This is a genomic window from Bartonella sp. AP258QHHD (assembly GCF_042196145.1).
Classification (GTDB): Bacteria; Pseudomonadota; Alphaproteobacteria; order Rhizobiales; family Rhizobiaceae; genus Bartonella.
The window spans coordinates 109,317-124,990 of the sequence record NZ_JBHIPR010000002.1; the positions used below are offsets into that span (position 1 = coordinate 109,317).

General features: G+C 37.1%; 11 protein-coding genes and 1 pseudogene. 3 read left to right on the forward strand and 9 right to left on the reverse strand.

Translation table 11 applies throughout. The features are described from left to right. The first annotated feature begins 6 nt into the window (after positions 1-6). Positions 7-1,524 carry an exopolyphosphatase gene (gene ppx / locus ACFIMM_RS00485; RefSeq protein ID WP_375692561.1) on the forward strand — a complete coding sequence of 506 codons (1,518 nt, stop codon included), beginning with the start codon at positions 7-9 and terminating at the stop codon, positions 1,522-1,524. Positions 1,525-1,797: 273 nt separating this feature from the next. Here the strand turns inward: ppx and ACFIMM_RS00490 are convergent. Both ACFIMM_RS00490 and rnd read right to left on the reverse strand, forming a co-directional pair. Continuing rightward, positions 1,798-1,983, reverse strand: a pseudogene (locus ACFIMM_RS00490) (helix-turn-helix transcriptional regulator). 642 nt (positions 1,984-2,625) lie between these two features. Continuing rightward, positions 2,626-3,780, reverse strand: a complete 1,155-nt coding sequence (rnd, locus tag ACFIMM_RS00495; RefSeq protein WP_375611539.1) for a ribonuclease D — start codon at positions 3,778-3,780, stop codon at positions 2,626-2,628. Positions 3,781-3,912: 132 nt separating this feature from the next. Between rnd and aspS the strand changes: the two genes are divergently transcribed. Together aspS and parC are read left to right on the forward strand one after the other, a co-directional pair. Further along, positions 3,913-5,706, forward strand: a complete 1,794-nt coding sequence (gene aspS, locus ACFIMM_RS00500; RefSeq protein ID WP_375611540.1) for an aspartate--tRNA ligase — start codon at positions 3,913-3,915, stop codon at positions 5,704-5,706. A gap of 777 nt (positions 5,707-6,483) precedes the next feature. Beyond that, positions 6,484-8,733 carry a DNA topoisomerase IV subunit A gene (parC, locus tag ACFIMM_RS00505; protein WP_375692562.1) on the forward strand — a complete coding sequence of 750 codons (2,250 nt, stop codon included), beginning with the start codon at positions 6,484-6,486 and terminating at the stop codon, positions 8,731-8,733. 466 nt (positions 8,734-9,199) lie between these two features. Here parC and ACFIMM_RS00510 read toward each other — a convergent pair whose 3' ends face one another. From ACFIMM_RS00510 to purC, 7 genes are all read right to left on the reverse strand, one after another. Then, positions 9,200-10,456, reverse strand: a complete 1,257-nt coding sequence (locus tag ACFIMM_RS00510) for a multidrug effflux MFS transporter (protein WP_375611542.1) — start codon at positions 10,454-10,456, stop codon at positions 9,200-9,202. Between the two features lie 71 nt (positions 10,457-10,527). Next, the gene (gene grxD / locus ACFIMM_RS00515; RefSeq protein WP_375606638.1) at positions 10,528-10,860 is read right to left on the reverse strand and encodes a Grx4 family monothiol glutaredoxin; all 333 of its coding nucleotides are present in this window, start codon (positions 10,858-10,860) and stop codon (positions 10,528-10,530) included. A 98-nt stretch (positions 10,861-10,958) separates the two neighbouring features. Next, positions 10,959-11,192, reverse strand: a complete 234-nt coding sequence (locus ACFIMM_RS00520; protein ID WP_375611543.1) for a BolA/IbaG family iron-sulfur metabolism protein — start codon at positions 11,190-11,192, stop codon at positions 10,959-10,961. A 58-nt stretch (positions 11,193-11,250) separates the two neighbouring features. Continuing rightward, on the reverse strand, positions 11,251-13,458 hold the full coding sequence (purL, locus tag ACFIMM_RS00525) for a phosphoribosylformylglycinamidine synthase subunit PurL (protein ID WP_375692563.1): 2,208 nt from the start codon (positions 13,456-13,458) through the stop codon (positions 11,251-11,253). Between the two features lie 293 nt (positions 13,459-13,751). Next, positions 13,752-14,423, reverse strand: coding sequence for a phosphoribosylformylglycinamidine synthase subunit PurQ (gene purQ / locus ACFIMM_RS00530; RefSeq protein ID WP_375613086.1), 672 nt, complete (start codon positions 14,421-14,423; stop codon positions 13,752-13,754). Positions 14,424-14,434: 11 nt separating this feature from the next. Beyond that, complete coding sequence (gene purS, locus ACFIMM_RS00535) at positions 14,435-14,674, reverse strand: phosphoribosylformylglycinamidine synthase subunit PurS (protein WP_375613085.1); 240 nt, start codon at positions 14,672-14,674, stop codon at positions 14,435-14,437. A gap of 78 nt (positions 14,675-14,752) precedes the next feature. After that, positions 14,753-15,517: a phosphoribosylaminoimidazolesuccinocarboxamide synthase gene (purC, locus tag ACFIMM_RS00540; protein ID WP_375613149.1), complete on the reverse strand. Its 765-nt coding sequence runs from the start codon at positions 15,515-15,517 to the stop codon at positions 14,753-14,755. Positions 15,518-15,674 lie beyond the last annotated feature (157 nt).

Genomic DNA, 15,674 nt, shown 5'->3' on the forward strand with positions numbered 1-15,674 from the left:
AATCCAATGACATATAGAGATGCTCAAGGTCGGTTAAAAGGGCGTAAGCCTGTTGCTGTTATTGACATTGGCTCAAATTCTGTTCGGTTGGTTATTTATGAGGGGCTTGTTCGATCACCAACAGTTTTATTTAATGAAAAGATTCTTTGTGGTCTCGGTCATGGTGTGGCGAAAACAGGATTTTTAGAAGAAAAATCGATGAAAATGGCGTTGCAAACACTGAAACGGTTTCGTACGCTTTGTCGACAGATTGGGGCAGATGAGGTCTATACTTTAGCAACAGCAGCAGCACGAGATGCACAGAATGGCGTAGCATTTATTCAGCATGCTGAAGATATTTTGCAAAATAAAATATATCTTCTTTCAGGAAGTGAAGAAGCTATGTATTCAGCATATGGAGTTGTGTCTACTTTTTATCAACCAAAAGGTATTTCTGGGGATCTTGGTGGTGGAAGTCTTGAGCTGATTGATATTGATCATTCTGATGTTGGTGAAGGGATAACGCTCCCATTGGGTGGTTTAAGGCTACAGTATATGTCAAATAATGATAGTGCTGTAGCTACAAAAATTGTACATGAGCAATTTTATAAATCGTCTGTTGTTCGTGCTCGTAAAGGTATAGCACGTTATTTTTATGCAGTAGGGGGGACATGGCGTAATTTGGCAAAACTCCATATGGCAATGAAACACTATCGGCTCCCTGTTATGCATGGCTATGAAGTTGATGCCGTTGAAATGGAGAACTTTTTACGTCTTGTAGCACGTGGCAATATTGATAATATGAGAGGGATTGCAGCGGTTTCTCAGAATCGTCGAAAACTTTTATCTTATGGGGCAATAGTTCTTATTGAACTCATTCAGTGTATGGAGTTTGAAAAGATAATCTTTTCTGGTGCTGGCGTTCGTGAAGGTTTTCTTTATTCACGTTTGCCGCAGGCGATTCGGCTTTCAGATCCTCTCATTGCAGCATGCACAGAAATGGCTATTTTACGGGCACGTTCACCAAAACAAGCAGAAGAACTCATTGATTTTACGACGAATGCTTTTGAAGTTTTTGGAATTTCAGAAACCGAAAATGAATGCCGTTATCGTCAAGCCGCTTGTCTTCTTGCGGATATTGGTTGGCGTATACATCCAGATTATCGAGGCAATGAAGCAGCAAATCAAATAGCTTTAGGATCTTATCCAGGAATTTCTCATGAAGGGCGCCTTTATGCGGCACTTGCTGTTTTTGTTCGCAATACGAGTTTATTGGTTGATAAAGAATCTCTTCCCATTTTTCAATTAGCAACTCAAAATATAATTGAAAAAGCACGTATTCTTGGCGAAACTATGCGTATTGCTCATCTTTTTAGTGCTTCTGTTGCAGGAATTTTACCTCATTTATTGTGGCATAAAAAAGCAGATCATATTATCCTGCAGATCCCAAAGAATTACGCTGGGTTATTAGGAGAACGTCCTCTTGGACGATTACAGAAGTTATCAAAAATAATAAAACAACCTCTCGCTTTTGAAATTTTTTGATTTTTTTCCTAATTTATTCGTGTTTTATGTCTTAATAATAGGGCCATTGACGAGGGATAAACTAGGTAGCCTATCATCATGAGCTGGACAATAGGACTTGTTCCATAACGCCCATGCTAGACACCACGCAAAGCATTTGTAATGCCTGAGCATTCATAAAAGAAAACATAATTTTTTATTCTGTTACTTGCATCACAGGATGGATTTTTCACTTCATAAGCTTCATGTGAAAATGAAAAGTTTTGTCCATTTTTACGTGAAAAGGTTTTCTTTTTATGCTGCGTCGTTATAACGTTTCTGTTTAGCTTGCTCGATTATCTTGATAAGATTACGATTGTAACCAACGCGATAAAAAACAAGTTTTAAAGATTTTGGGAGAGATCCATTGGTTACATGACGCTGGAATGTTGAAATACTCATATGAAACAGTTTTGCACTTTCACGGTCTGTCAAAAGAATATCATTTCAGTCATTATAAAATCCTTTCACTATAAAAAATAGAAATAAATCACAACTATTTATTAACCATGATTTTCGAATCCTTTGAAAGGTGTTTAATTTATAAAAAACAGCGCTTTATCATATAATTTCTTATGTGAAACTTTATGAGTCTTATTGAGATGGAATGAGAGAATCTTACGATATTCGGAGGTCTAATTCAATATAAATAACGCTAGATTATCGTTAGAAATCAATATATTGCTTTTGTTAGGTATTTTAGTTGTTATGCTGGCTCGTTTTTGATTGTTAGATTGCAATCTTGGTAGTTTTTAATACGATATGGTGACGTGAGGCATTATATCTTTGTTTGTTCCTATTTCTAGGCTGCTATTTTTGTAATGAATGCGCTTTTATTATCAGAACTTTTTTTTCAAAACTTTTAAATAAGGAACTGTCTGTTTTTTTAGATTATTTTTAATGGGATTTCTATTTAATTGACCTGATAAAGATTTAGCTATCATTTTAATAAGAGTTTACTATTTAATTTTTTAACTTTGTCAGAAGTAGGCTTTATTTATCCTGTTTGCGTTGGCCTATAGGGCATACCAATTGATGTAGATAATGAGTAGCGTAATGGATTTTTCAAAATGAAAATGTAAATTAAAGCTGTTTTGTGCTTATTTTTCCATCGTTAAAGTAAAACCCTATCTGGCCCTTTAGCAGTTGTTCGGCTTTTTTACCAAATATTTCATAGCGCCAGCCATTCATAGCGGGAATATTTTTCTTTATTCCTCCATTGGCAATTTTTTCTAAATCATTAGATGTTGCAATAATTTTAGGGGCAATGCTGTTTTCATTTGCAACAATTTTTAATAACACTTTGAGCAGATCGATAACAGCGGCTGTCGTATCATTGAGTGGATTATGTTTAGGAATGGGGGGTAAAGTAGAAAGATCCACCTCTAATCCTTCGTGGACAGCTTTGATTAATGATTGAGCAATTGAGAGTTTATCCCAGTTCTTATTAAGACTGCGCAACCGTTTTAATGCAGATTCATCTTTTGGTTGTTGGGTTGCTATTTCTATAAGACATTCATCTTTTATGATATGACGACGTGGCATATTGTATTTTCGTGCTTCACGTTCCCGCCAAGCTGCTATCTTTTGTAATACAGCAAGTTCACGTGGCTTTTTAATTTTTCCTTTCACTTTTTTCCATGCTTCATCTTCTGGCATATCATAGGTTTTAGGATTTAAAAGGATTGTTATTTCATCATCCATCCAGTGAGCTCGTTGATTTTTCTCTAACCTTTTTTTCAATAACAAGTAAACATCTCTTAAGTAAGTTACATCGGAAAGTGCATAGAGCAGTTGTTTTTCAGACAAAGGGCGGTAACTCCAGTCTGTAAAGCGGGAGGATTTATCAAGATGATGCCCTGTACAGCGTTGTACAATTTGATCATAGGAGATAGAATCACCAAATCCACAAATGGATCCTGCTATTTGCGTATCAAAGAGAGGGGAAGGAATAACACCTCCAAGGTGATAAATTGTTTCAATATCTTGGCGCGCAGCATGAAAAACTTTTACAACTTTTTTATCGACCATAAGGTCAAAAAATGGTTGTAAATCAATATCTGGTGCTATGGGATCAATCAAAACTGTAACATCTGGTGAGGCGAGCTGTATTAAACACAGTTGAGGCCAAAAAGTTGTTTCGCGGATAAACTCAGTATCGACTGTTACAAAATCAGAGGTACGTAGAGCGTTAAGTGCAATTTCAAGATCTGTTGTTTGTGTAATAAGATTCATCATTTTATTATAATTCGATAAATTAAATTTGTCCTTTGTTGACTTTATTTTTGAGTTTTTATTCTCATATCTTGACAAATGGTTATTAAAAAGCGTTTGTAGCGCATGTGAATATTATAATCAAAGGCAAAAAACATGCATCGTTATCGCAGTCATCATTGTGCGGCTCTCCGTAGATGTGATGTAGGAACACAAGTTCGTCTTTCGGGGTGGGTTCATCGTGTTCGTGATCATGGAGGGATTCTTTTTGTGGATTTACGTGATCATTTTGGAATCACACAAATTGTTGCTGACCCTGCTTCACCAGCTTTTAAAGTTATTGAAAAAGTGCGTTCTGAATGGGTTATTCGTGTGGATGGGGAGGTATGTGCTCGTTCTGATGAGGTTATTAATGCAACGCTTCCAACAGGTGAGATTGAAATTTTTGCACAAGAGGTAGAAATTCTTTCAAAATCTGATGAGCTTCCTTTACCGGTTTTTGGTGAGCCTGATTATCCAGAAGATATTCGATTAAAATATCGTTTTCTTGATTTGCGTCGGGAGACTATGCACAAAAATATCATGCGTCGGACTGAAATTATTGCGGCTATGAGACGAGCTATGCAAAATAATGGTTTTACGGAATTTACGACGCCACTTTTGACAGCTTCATCGCCGGAAGGCGCACGTGATTTTTTGGTTCCAAGTCGTGTTCATCAGGGAAAATTTTATGCGTTACCGCAAGCGCCACAGCAATATAAACAGTTGTTGATGATGTCAGGTTTTGATCGTTATTTTCAGATTGCTCCATGTTTTAGAGATGAAGATCCAAGGGCCGACCGTCTTCCTGGTGAATTTTATCAATTAGATGTTGAAATGAGTTTTGTTGAGCAAGAAGATGTTTTAGCAACTATGGAACCTATTATGCGTTCTATTTTTGAAGAATTTGCAGATGGAAAGACTGTGACACAAAGCTTTCCTCGCATTTCTTATGATGAAGCAATGCGAAAATATGGTTCTGATAAGCCTGATCTGCGTAATCCGATCATTATGGAAGATGTTTCTCAGCATTTTTATAATTCTGGTTTCAAAGTCTTTGCTCAAATTTTAGCGAATGATGAGAATGCACAAGTGTGGGCTATTCCAGCTAAAACGGGTGGAAGTCGTGCTTTTTGTGATCGTATGAATGTATGGGCACAAGGCGAGGGGCAACCAGGGCTCGGCTATATTTTCTGGCGTGAAGAAGAAGGAAAATTTGAAGGAGCAGGGCCTATCGCCAAAAATATTGGTGAACAGAGGACTGAAGCAATCCGTATACAGCTTGGTCTTGAAAGTGGGGATGCCTGTTTTTTTGTAGCTGGCGATCCAAAAAAGTTTTCATCTTTTGCCGGAGCAGCACGCACAAGGGTAGGGGAAGAATTAGATCTTCTTGATAGAGATAGTTTCTCTATGGCGTGGATTGTTGATTTTCCATTTTTTGAATGGAATGAAGATGAAAAAAAGATTGATTTTGGACATAATCCTTTTTCCATGCCTCAAGGGGGAGAAAATGCCCTTGCCTGCCAAGATCCTCTTACTATTAAAGCTTTTCAATATGATCTTGTTTGCAATGGTTATGAAATTGCATCAGGTGGAATTCGTAATCACTTACCAGAAATGATGCTTAAAGTTTTTGAACTTGTAGGACTTTCTAAGGAAGTTGTGAAAGATCGTTTCGGTGGTCTTTATCGTGCATTCCATTATGGGGCTCCGCCACATGGTGGCATGGCTGCGGGAATTGACCGCATTATTATGCTGTTACAAGGTGTTAAAAATTTGCGTGAAGTTGCTTTATTCCCTATGAACCAACAGGCGCTTGATCTTTTAATGAGCGCTCCGTCTGATGTTTCTCCTACACAATTACGTGATTTAGGAATCCGCATGGCTCCTACTCACAAAAATAGCTCATAAAGTTGATAATGGATTGGTTTCATCTTTTTCTACGTAGAGTGAAGTTTTGATGCCTTTCAAGAGTCAACGGTGTGTGCGTGTACTGTTTGTGAAATTTAGATAGGCAAAACGCTATTGTGTTGATTCTTTATGAGGCATTTTTATTCCTTGTTTCTATAGTGGCTTTTCCCCTTGTGATAGGTGAGGAAATAATTATAATTGCTTGATCATGAATAAATTAGAAATAAAAGAATTCTATAATATTCGGGAGCCTCATTTTAGTTGAAAAAAATTAATTATCTTTATATGTCAATATATTATTTATTTTTTATTGAAGTTTTTACAACGTTGTAGCAGAGAATTGTGTCTCTTCGTTTTTATGAGAATAATGTGGTTTTCCATTCTATGGACTTACTCTGAAAAGTTTAAATTTCATAAGCTTTGAACATTTTTTGGTTTTTCGTAGAAAAACTGAATGGGGTTGTTATACAATTTATCTTTATAATAAAAGATGATGTTTGAAAGGTGCTTTTGTCATTTCAGAAAAGATGAAATAACTCTTTGTGGGCAGTTAAATTATCGTCGAATTTGACAAAGCTTTCAATAAATTACTTAAGACAAGGGGGGAAGGACATGTATAAATTTTTCAAATTGATATAATTTTCTGTTCATGTTCTAATTGCAGCGTTTGTTTTTATGTAATTGACTTTTAATAAAAAAGTCGACTCATAGAAGATTTCATTAAATAAATCCTATAAAATAATTTCTTATTATTGTGGGAATTGTTGTTTTAATACTATGTCTGATAAAATGAATTTACCTTTTGATAAAGAACATATTGAACCAATAGAATTACGTTCTGCTTTACAGGAACGTTATTTGGCTTATGCACTTTCTACGATTACACACCGTGCATTGCCTGATGTACGTGATGGATTGAAGCCGGTCCACCGGCGGATTGTTCATGCGATGCGTCTTCTCAAACTAAATCCTGGACAGTCTTATGCGAAATGTGCGCGGATTGTTGGTGATGTCATGGGAAAATTTCATCCTCATGGGGATGCGTCTATTTATGATGCCTTGGTGCGCTTGGCTCAAAGTTTTGCTGTTCGTTATCCGTTGGTTGATGGGCAAGGCAATTTTGGTAATATTGATGGTGATAATGCTGCTGCCATGCGTTATACGGAAGCACGTATGACTGAAGTGGCTGCATTGTTACTTGAAGGAATTAATGAGAATGCTATTGATTTTCGTTTAACCTATAATGAGGAAGATGAAGAGCCTGTTGTTTTACCAGGAGCTTTCCCTAATCTTTTAGCAAATGGTTCTTCTGGTATTGCTGTTGGTATGGCAACATCTATTCCCCCCCATAATGTTGCTGAGCTTTGTGATGCAGCACTCCATTTGATTGCGCATCCCGATGTAAATGATGAGGAATTAAATCAATTTGTTCTTGGTCCTGATTTTCCGACGGGGGGAATTTTAGTTGAACCTAAAAAAAGTATTGAGGAATCCTATCGTGTTGGGCGTGGATTCTTTCGCTTGCGTTCACGTTGGCATCAGGAATCTGGTAGCCGTGGTTCTTATGTGATTGTTGTAACTGAAATTCCCTATCAGATTCAAAAGTCACGTCTTATTGAAAAAACAGCAGAGTTATTGCTTGCACGCCGATTGCCAATGCTTGAGGATATCCAAGATGAATCAGCAGAAGATATCAGAATCGTGCTGGTTCCTAAAAATCGGTCGGTTGATCCGGAGCTCCTTATGGAGTCTCTTTTTAAATTGACTGACTTTGAAGTAAGATTTCCCCTTAATCTGAATGTTTTGTCTTTGGGAAAAATACCCAATGTCCTTTCTTTGCGAGAAAGTTTGCAGCAATGGCTTGAACATCGTCAAGAAGTGCTTATTCGTCGCTCTCATTATCGGCTTGATCAAATTGATAGCCGATTGGAAATTCTTCATGGATATCTTATTGCCTATTTAAATCTCGATGAGGTCATTCAGATTATTCGTGAAGAGGATGAACCGAAAAAGAAGCTGATTAATCGGTTTGAATTAACAGAAAATCAAGCTGAAGCTATTCTTAATATGCGCTTGCGTTCTTTGCGTAAGCTTGAGGAATTTGAAATTCGTAAAGAATTTGAAAGTTTGAAAGCTGAAAAAGAAAAGCTACAGAATTTGTTAGCTTCTCCTATAAAACAGTGGAAAATAATTTCAGAAGAAATCAAAAAAGTTCGAAACACTTTTGGGCCTGAAACACTCTTGGGGAAAAGACGTACTACGTTTGAAGAGGCACCAAGACATGATCTTGATGATATTCAACAAGCAATGATCGAAAAAGAACCGATTACTATTGTTATTTCTGAAAAGGGGTGGATGCGTGCTTTGAAGGGACACTTGAACGATTATAAAGCACTTTCTTTTAAAGAAGGAGACAGTTTAAAGTTAGCCTTTCCAGCATTTACGACCGACAAGATTGTGCTGATCAGTACGGGGAGGAAGTTTTTTGCTATTGGTGCAAATAATTTACCTGGAGGGCGGGGACATGGTGAACCTATTCGTCTCTTAGTTGATATGGATGATGAGCACGATGTTCTCACAGCTTTTGTGCATCACGCCGAGGAAAAATTTCTCTTGGTTTCATCTCACGGTAATGGTTTTATTGTTTCTTCTGCAGAAGTGATCGCCAATACACGAAAAGGAAAGCAAGTGATGAATGTGAAAGCTCCTGATAAGGTAAAGCTTTGTGTTCCGGTAAATGGTGATCATGTTGCTGTAGTCGGTGAAAACCGTAAAATGCTTATTTTTTCTATTGAACAAATACCAGAAATGAATCGCGGTAAAGGTGTTCGTTTACAGCGTTATAAAGAAGGTGGTGTTGTTGATGCCAAGACTTTTAATTTATCAGAAGGCTTAAGTTGGCAAGATACAGCTGAACGAATCTTTAACCGTCAAGCTGATGATCTCATTGAATGGATGGGAATGCGTGCGGGCGTCGGGCGTTTGGTTCCAAGAGGATTTCCAAAATCAGGAAAATTTATCAATTAAATGTATTTTATAAATGGGAAAATTCCCTATGGTTTTATGATTATGTAAGATATTAATTTATAAAGATAATTTATTATTTTTTATATTGAACGAAAGACCTAAAGCGTAAGTTTTTCTCTTATTTCGATCTTGTTCAGGTTAAATCAATCAAAACTGTTTGTTTGCCTATCATGAGATGAGAGACCAGCCCGTCTTCATAAAAACTATTGAAGAAAAGAATAAAAATATTTTTTAATAAACCGTTTCACAGACAAGAGTTGTTGCAACAATAGTATGTTTGTTTTTTTACATTATACCATTTATGGGTGCTGTCGTGAAATGATTTGATATTTCGAGAGCTGTACCTTTAAACAAACAATGTGAATGTTTAACACAAGAATGTTCTATTTGGAGATGTTTTATTTTGTCTGATAGGTTTATTTTCTTATTGTTCAAGAGAGATGTTATTAATCTTTCGTAGTAATATTTATTCGTTAGGATTACTATGATATTGTCTAAAAAGATGACCACGTTCAGCCCATAAGACGAGAAGTATGGCAGTGAGACTCAGAAAGAAAAATCCTGCTGAGTTTGGGATGGTTGTTTCATCAAATTGTTGGGCAATAAAAAAGCTAAGTCCTGCACCGATAGATGTTTGAAGAAAGCCGGATACAGAAGAAGCTGTTCCAGCTATTTCTCCTACAGGTTCAAGAGCGAGTGTATTGAAATTGGCCATAATACCACCGCAGGTAAACATTAATATACAATATAACGTCATATAAAAAGGAAAAGGGATAACACCACCTGCTAAGATGGACCCAATAAACCAAATGCATGAAGTGGCACAAAAGAGCAAAAGCATAGTATGAGCAATACGCCGCATTCCAAGGCGTCCAACGAGTTGAGAGTTAAAGAATGATGATAGAGCTTGAAATGCAGCACCAACTGCAAAAGCAATAGGGAACCAAAGTCCTAGATTATAGATCCCTTCATATGTTTGTTGTGATGTATTAACGGCGGTAAAGATACAGCCTAAAATAATGGAAGTTGCAAGTGTATAGCAAAGTGTTGTACGATTGGTTATTACAATCCATAAGTTGTGTTTAACTGAAGAAAAGGAAAGAGAGCGTTGCGCATAAAGAGTTTCAGGCAAGCGCAGTTGAATCCAAATCATCAGTCCTAAACCAATCATTGCCATGAAAATAAAAATATATTGCCAATGTCCAAGCAGTAAAATGATCTGTCCTGTTGCGGGACCAACCATTGGTGCAACAAGAAAAACCATCATAACAATAGACATAACTTCTGCCATTTTTCGACCACTGTAAAGATCACGTACGACGGAAACTGTAAGAACTCGCATAGCAGCCCCTCCAATTCCTTGCAAGATACGTAAAATAAGTAAGAGAGAAAAATCAGTTACAAAGGCACAGCCAATCGCCGTAAATGAATAAAAAGCAAGCCCGAGAAGAATAAGTTTACGTCGTCCATACCTATCGCTTATTGGACCGAAAAATATTTGAGCAATACCATAGCTAATAAGATAACTCGAAATGATATAATGTTGATCATTTTCATTGAGAACATTTAAGCCGTCTAAAATATCGGGCATAGCTGGCAGCATAATATCAACAGCTATAGCGTTAATAGCCATGAGCGAAGCAATAAGAATAACAAATTCTTTATAGCCAATTTTGTTTCTAATCGCATCTCTATGCGTTTGTTCATCGACTGAATATGACATATGGCATCCTTGAAATAAAAATTTCGTCTGAAAACAGCTCTTTTTAAGAGTCTGAATAAAATGAAAGATACCTATGATTGATTACATGGAATATTTTTTTCTTTCAAAAGTTCCTGTAACTCATTGTTTTGAAACATCTCTTTAACAATATCACAGCCTCCGATAAATTCACCTTTGATATAAAGCTGTGGAATTGTTGGCCAATTTGAGTAATCTTTAATCCCTTGACGCAATTCGTTAGAAGTTAAGATATTAATCCCTTTATAATTCAATCCTAAATAATCAAGAATTTGAACAACTTGTCCTGAAAACCCGCATTGCGGAGCGTCAGGTGTTCCTTTCATGAATAAAATGACGTCGTTTGTTTTAATTTCGTTGTCAATAAAATCATGAACAGTGGTCATTTTTATCCCTCGATATTTCAGATTTTTATCAGTGTGTAATTTATATTCATACTGCTTTTAATCGTATTAAATGTGTGAATGCAAGAAGAAATTTTAGATTATTTTGGGACATTTGTTTGCAACATTAAGGCGTGAAGGTCATTTCCCATATTGCCTTTAAGGGCATCATAGACCATTTTATGTTGTTGAACACGGGTTTTACCACGAAAACTTTCAGAAATAACTTCTGCAGCATAATGTTCCCCATCTCCAGCAAGATCACGAATTCTTACAGTAGCATCAGGAATGCCTTCACGAATAAGCGTTTCAATTGCATGGGCACTCATTGCCATCATTATTCTCCTATGTTGTTCATTTTTTATAAAGGCTGTTTAAGAGAAAAAACAATTTTTACTCTTCACCCATAAATTGTGGAAACCAGTTTTCATAGGCTTTTGTGAGTTTGTCTACTGAAAGTGTTAATATCCCATCTATATCAAGTGCATCACCTACAACTTGACCTAGCTCTGTTAAAGAAACTGCACTTATTTGTGCGAGCTCTTTAAGACTATTAAGAGAGTGAGGTTTGACGGCTAAAAGATAACGTCCTTGGTCTTCTCCAAAAAGTTCTGCATGATGGGGTGATTTATTGCTTAATTTTACTTTGATTCCTTTACCTGCTTTAATGACCATTTCAGCAAGTGCTATCGCTAATCCTCCGTCAGAAAGGTCATGGGCGGCGTGAATAAAACCACGATGTATGACATCTCGAACAAATTGACCATGCTTTTTTTCAAGTTGTAAATCTACAGGGGGGGGGCCTGCATCAATATTTAAAATGTTACGTGCATAGATTGATTGTCCTAAATGGGAGCCGCAATTTCCTACTAAAACAAGAATATCTCCATTTTGCATACCACTTATTGTTACCATTTTAGACCAATCATTAAGAAGGCCTACCCCAGCAATTGTGGGGGTTGGAAGAATGGCTTCCCCATTTGTTTCGTTGTAAAGAGAAACATTGCCTGAAACGATAGGAAAATCAAGGATTCTACAAGCTTCTCCTATACCTTTAATAGCAAAAACCAGCTGTCCCATAATTTCAGGTTTTTCAGGGTTACCAAAATTGAGATTATCTGTAGCAGCCAGTGGTGTTGCACCTGTCGTACTAATGTTTCGCCAGCATTCTACGACAGCTTGTTTCCCCCCTTCATAAGGGTCTGCTTCACAATAGCGAGGTGTTACATCAGAAGAAAAAGCAAGAGCACGTTTGCTGTTGTTTCCTACACGGATAACGCCTGCATCACCTCCTGGACAAACAAGGCTATTTCCTTGGATAAGGGTATCATATTGTTCATAAACCCATCGCCGAGAACTTTGATCAGCAGAATTCAATAAGCTCAGAAGCGCATCACCAAGATTTTCAACTTTTTTGACGTCTTCTGCTTTCAAGGGTGTTTTTTTTGCCGGCTCACTCCAAGGACGATCATAAACAGGCGCTTCATCACCAAGCTCTTTGATGGGAAGATTGACAACTTCTTCCCCTTGATGAAATACACGAAAACGTAAATCATCGGTTGTTTTTCCAATGATAGAAAAATGTAGTCCCCACTTATGAAAAATTGCTTCTGCTTGCTTTTCTAGTTCTGGTTTAAGGACCATGAGCATACGCTCTTGACTTTCAGAAAGCATCATTTCATAGGCTGTCATGTTTTCTTCTCGAACAGGAACTGTATCAAGATTAAGCTGTATCCCCAGATTTCCTTTTGCTCCCATTTCAACGGCAGAAGAGGTGAGTCCTGCTGCCCCCATATCTTGAATAGCAACCACGGCTCCAAGTTCCATGAGCTCTAAACATGCTTCAAGGAGACATTTTTCTGTAAAAGGATCACCGACTTGAACAGTTGGGCGTTTTTCACTGATTGAATCATCAAATTCAGCAGAGGCCATTGTTGCTCCACCGACACCATCACGTCCTGTTTTTGCACCAAGATAAACAACAGGGAGTCCAATACCTTGCGCTTTAGAATAAAAAAGGGCGTTTGTCTTTGCAATACCGGCGACAAAAGCGTTAACAAGGATATTGCCATTATAACGCTCATCAAAATTTACTTCTCCACCAACCGTTGGAACGCCAAAAGAATTGCTGTAACCACCTATTCCAGAAACAACACCAGAAACAAGATGGCGTGTTCGTGGATGATCAGGAGCACCAAATCGCAATGCATTCATAGCAGCAACAGGACGGGCTCCCATTGTAAATACATCACGTAAAATACCACCAACACCTGTCGCTGCACCTTGATAAGGTTCAATATAAGAAGGGTGGTTATGGCTTTCCATTTTGAAAACAACACATTGTCCTTCGCCAATATCGACAACACCAGCATTTTCACCAGGTCCTTGGATGACACATTTTCCTTCTGTCGGAAGAGTTTTTAGCCATTTTTTAGATGATTTATAGGAACAATGTTCGTTCCACATTGCAGAAAAAATTCCTAGTTCAGTAAATGTTGGTTCTCTACCAATTAACGTTAGGATACGTTGATATTCATCTTCTTTTAGCCCGTGTTGTGCAATGAGTTCTGATGTAATAGTGATGTTATTGCAAGGCTTCATGAGTATTTATCCGTCAAATTAATCGAAATTTAGTATTTTTATTTTTTTAACCTAGCAGCTTATATTATAAACAATAATGTTGTTTAATAATAAAAATATTTATAGACAGTAAGCTGAAGATTTTGTCCGTTTGTTTGGTGGGATTTAAGACTAAAAATGGTCTTAAATAATTATGTGTTTAGAAAATAATATCCATTGTTGTTTGTGAAGAGCTTTGTTGATAGATTTACGATGCGAGAAATGGTATAAATCCTTGTTTTTTTAAATTATGGAGCGCGAGTATTTTTGCAGCATTATCCATTTACTAACTCTAAAGCACTTTGAAAAAGTAAACGACCGTCAGTACCTCCGTGGGCGGGTTCAATAAAGTTTTCAGGATGGGGCATCATACCAAGAATATTACCAGCTTTATTAACAATACCAGCAATATCTTTCATTGAGCCGTTCGGGTTTGTATTTTCTGCATAGCGAAAAACAATTTGTTCATTGTCTTCCATTTGTTTCAATGTTTCACTATCAACAAAATAATTTCCGTCATGATGGGCAACAGGACAACGAATAATTTGTCCTTTAGAATAATATCGAGAAAATTTTGTCTTGGCGTTGACGACTTCAAGCTTGATTTCACGACAAACAAATTTTAAAGAAGCGTTACGCATTAAAGTACCGGGTAATAATCCTGCTTCCAACAAAATTTGAAATCCATTACAGATACCTATAATTGTCGTACCTTCTTGTGCTTTTTCACGAATGGCTTTTAAGACGGGAGTTCGCGCTCCAATCGCACCACATCTTAAGTAGTCGCCATAGGAAAAACCACCAGGAATAATAATAACATCTACATCTGGAATTGTTGTTTCTGTTTGCCAAATTTTTAGTGGCTCAACTCCCGTTATATGATGTAATGCTGCAACCATATCTCGATCACGATTTAATCCAGGAAGTTGAATGATGGCAGTTTTCATGAGCATTTCACTTACAGAAGTTCGATTGTATAATTTTCAATGACAGTATTTGCGAGTAACTCTTCACACATTTGTTCAAGTTTTTTCTTTGCAGTTTCAGAAGGTAGTTCATCAAGAACAATATCAAAAACCTTTCCTTGACGAATAGATTGAATGCCTTCGAAAGCCAAACTTTTTAAAGCACCGACAATTGCTTCTCCTTGTGGATCAAGAACGCTTTCTCTTAAAGTAACCGTAATGCGTGCTTTCATTTTTTGCTTCCTGCTTGTTAAAAGAACCTCTCCTTTGAAGAGGGGTGTTTGTATAAGGTGATGTTTTTTACCTTGTTTTTACTTTACGAGAACGGGACCACTTGGTCGTGTTGGTTCGTTTTCATTCATAATACCAAGACGTTTGGCAACTTCTTGATAGGCATTAATAAGCCCTCCCATATCACGACGAAAACGGTCTTTATCCATTTTTTCTTGTGTGTGCATATCCCATAGTCGTGCAGAATCAGGAGAGATTTCATCAGCAAGAACAATGCGCATTGTTTCATCTTCCCACAGGCGACCAAATTCCATTTTAAAATCAATTAATTGGATGTTAACACCGGCAAAAAGCCCAGAAAGAAAATCATTAATACGAATTGAAAGTTGCATCATATCTTCTATCTCTTGTGGGACAGCCCACCCAAAAGCTGTGATATGTTCTTCCGTTACCATAGGATCATCGAGAGAATCATTTTTATAGTAGAATTCAATGATGGATTGCGGAAGCGGGGTTCCTTCTTCCAGTCCTAAACGTTTAGCAAGAGAGCCGGCAGCAACATTGCGAACAACAACTTCCAACGGAATGATTTCCACCGCTTTAATAAGCTGTTCGCGCATGTTTATACGTTTGATAAAATGTGTTGGGATGCCCAAACGTCCAAGATGGCTAAAAATATGTTCCGAAATTCGGTTGTTTAAAACCCCCTTTCCGTCGATAATTTCATGTTTTTTTGCATTAAAGGCAGTTGCATCATCTTTAAAAAATTGAATGTAAGTCCCTGGTTCAGGTCCTTCATATAAAATTTTAGCCTTGCCTTCATAAATACGGTGGCGACGATTCATCATGATTCTCTATTTATCTTGAGAGGTTTTTAATAACATTGATAAATGATACTATCCTAATTGATAGAATTTCTCAATGATATTGCTATGATACTTTTATAATTTTTATCATTACACGTTTACCCAAAGGTGAAGATACATAAGCGATGAGAAAGAA

What these genes read in the sequence shown, in the direction of transcription:
- parC (WP_375692562.1), top strand. Translation starts at nt 6,484, where the DNA reads ATGTCTGATAAAATGAATTTACCTTTTGATAAAGAACATATTGAACCA.
- purQ (WP_375613086.1), bottom strand. Translation starts at nt 14,423, where the DNA reads ATGAAAACTGCCATCATTCAACTTCCTGGATTAAATCGTGATCGAGAT.
- grxD (WP_375606638.1), bottom strand. Translation starts at nt 10,860, where the DNA reads ATGACCACTGTTCATGATTTTATTGACAACGAAATTAAAACAAACGAC.
- rnd (WP_375611539.1), bottom strand. Translation starts at nt 3,780, where the DNA reads ATGATGAATCTTATTACACAAACAACAGATCTTGAAATTGCACTTAAC.
- purL (WP_375692563.1), bottom strand. Translation starts at nt 13,458, where the DNA reads ATGAAGCCTTGCAATAACATCACTATTACATCAGAACTCATTGCACAA.
- ppx (WP_375692561.1), top strand. Translation starts at nt 7, where the DNA reads ATGACATATAGAGATGCTCAAGGTCGGTTAAAAGGGCGTAAGCCTGTT.
- ACFIMM_RS00520 (WP_375611543.1), bottom strand. Translation starts at nt 11,192, where the DNA reads ATGGCAATGAGTGCCCATGCAATTGAAACGCTTATTCGTGAAGGCATT.
- purC (WP_375613149.1), bottom strand. Translation starts at nt 15,517, where the DNA reads ATGAATCGTCGCCACCGTATTTATGAAGGCAAGGCTAAAATTTTATAT.
- purS (WP_375613085.1), bottom strand. Translation starts at nt 14,674, where the DNA reads ATGAAAGCACGCATTACGGTTACTTTAAGAGAAAGCGTTCTTGATCCA.
- ACFIMM_RS00510 (WP_375611542.1), bottom strand. Translation starts at nt 10,456, where the DNA reads ATGTCATATTCAGTCGATGAACAAACGCATAGAGATGCGATTAGAAAC.
- aspS (WP_375611540.1), top strand. Translation starts at nt 3,913, where the DNA reads ATGCATCGTTATCGCAGTCATCATTGTGCGGCTCTCCGTAGATGTGAT.